Genomic DNA, 1,718 nt, shown 5'->3' on the forward strand with positions numbered 1-1,718 from the left:
TTTGATTTACGGGTCATTTGTTCACCTTGTGTTTAGATGGGGATTATACCCCTTACATCTTGGTGTCCAAATTCACTATGCCACTACACCTCGCTATGGCAAAAACCAAAATGGCTAAGTCGGTGCTAGATGCAGGCTGGGGAACGCTCAAAACAATGCTGGAATATAAATGCGCTCACGCAGGGATTGTTTTTGAAGAAATCAACGAATCATACACAACCCAGACTTGTTCGTGCTGCGGAAATATCCCCGTAAGTAGTCCGAAAGGTAGAGCAGGCTTGCGAATAAGAGAATGGACTTGCAGTAATTGTGGTACTGCGCATGACCGAGATGTCAATGCAGCCAAGAACATTCTCGCGGTCGGGCATGACCGTCTAGCTGTAGGAATCCCCCACTAAAATCAGCTTGCCTGATTTAGTGGAGGGAGGATGTCAATCTAGTAGTCAACTTATAAACAGGATCTGAAAAGGTGAGTTGATGCCGCCTTTAGCAGTAAAGGTTACCGCCCAAGAGCGTGATACCCAAAGGCCCTGATTAGTTTTAACACCTACGATGTGGCTTTATAGGCCTATTATGCAATGTATGTGCGATCTGGATTGTTACCATTTCCTTTGTGAATATAGATCCATTCATCAGGCCACAAATGAGATAAATCGTAATGCACTCCTTCGCATGAAAAATGCCTCCATTTGATCATAGCTTACTGTTATCCTGTATAATTGTAGATAAAAGGCGGTAGAGGTATCCCCTTGTAAAAAAGTATCAACCTCATTGGATTAATCTACATAAAAAGCCCCTTAATTGGGGCTTTTTTGTACGTAAAGGGAAATCATGGAAATAAGAAGCATCGCCCGATTAGGGCGGTGAGAAGTCACAAGCCAATAAATCCATTCAAGGTGACCGGCACTCTTCACTTAATAGATTTACTCATGGGGGTCATCATCCATCTTATTAAGAAAAATACCATCTGGAATAACACTTAATACTTCCATGTTTTCTGGTATCCCCATTCTCACACAGAAATCATATCCAAAGGTAATATAGCATCCATTATCAGACTCCAACCTAAGCCACATTAGCTCTCTTAGACAAAGCCTACAAAGGGTATATAGTAGGTGATTAGAAATATACTCTCCACCACGAATTTTCACATATGGGTCATCTATATTAAAAATTCTTGCTTCTACATTTTCATAGCCTCTTTTATCTTCATACATACTAATTCTAAAATTCCCACAACCCACGACATCTAATACATTATGAATTGCGTTGATGTATAAATTCTCTACCCTCATATATTCATTTTGCGTAAATAATTTCGAATTATATATTTTCCCTATATCAGAAACAGCAGACCAAGAACCTTCATCTGAATTAGTAAATTGACTCAATCGTAAATGATTCATATTATTCATCTATTCTCTTTAAAACTTTATCGTAAGTGCCTGATCGCGTATCTTTTCTGCCAAGATTCTTCACACTATCAGCTCCTTTGAATGCTCCACCTTTATGTCCATCTCTATCTCTTGTAATGAAATTTGGTGAATTATTTTTATTTTTGAATACTTTCTCACCTTGGGATTTAACTCCTTTTACTTCTTTATAACCAAGCTTATTCGCTTGCTGCGCGTAAGCGATCAATATAAGACGGATTCCTTGAGGGGCAACGTTTAGATAATCTCAGAACAAATCCCATTCTGAGAACATCCTATGACTAC

The 1,718-nt window shown here is 39.0% G+C and carries 3 protein-coding genes; 1 reads left to right on the forward strand and 2 read right to left on the reverse strand.

The genetic code is table 11. The annotated features are described in order from the left end of the window. Nucleotides 1-95 precede the first annotated feature (95 nt). Nucleotides 96-398, forward strand: coding sequence for an RNA-guided endonuclease InsQ/TnpB family protein (locus tag L2748_RS23795; RefSeq protein ID WP_276516369.1), 303 nt, complete (start codon nucleotides 96-98; stop codon nucleotides 396-398). A gap of 525 nt (nucleotides 399-923) precedes the next feature. On the opposite strand, the gene L2748_RS23800 is transcribed toward L2748_RS23795, so the two are convergent. Next, nucleotides 924-1,415, reverse strand: coding sequence for a hypothetical protein (locus L2748_RS23800; RefSeq protein ID WP_220783596.1), 492 nt, complete (start codon nucleotides 1,413-1,415; stop codon nucleotides 924-926). After that, nucleotides 1,408-1,641, reverse strand: coding sequence for a toxin C-terminal domain-containing protein (locus L2748_RS23805; protein ID WP_246616306.1), 234 nt, complete (start codon nucleotides 1,639-1,641; stop codon nucleotides 1,408-1,410). Before L2748_RS23805 ends, L2748_RS23800 begins: the two co-directional genes overlap by 8 nt. Nucleotides 1,642-1,718 lie beyond the last annotated feature (77 nt).

The sequence above is a fragment of the Shewanella sairae genome, assembly GCF_023283535.1.
Taxonomy (GTDB): domain Bacteria; phylum Pseudomonadota; class Gammaproteobacteria; order Enterobacterales; family Shewanellaceae; genus Shewanella; species Shewanella sairae.

Bases quoted from the DNA above. Each gene is read 5' to 3' on its own strand.
- L2748_RS23795 (WP_276516369.1), top strand. From the start codon at position 96: ATGGCAAAAACCAAAATGGCTAAGTCGGTGCTAGATGCAGGCTGGGGA.
- L2748_RS23800 (WP_220783596.1), bottom strand. From the start codon at position 1,415: ATGAATAATATGAATCATTTACGATTGAGTCAATTTACTAATTCAGAT.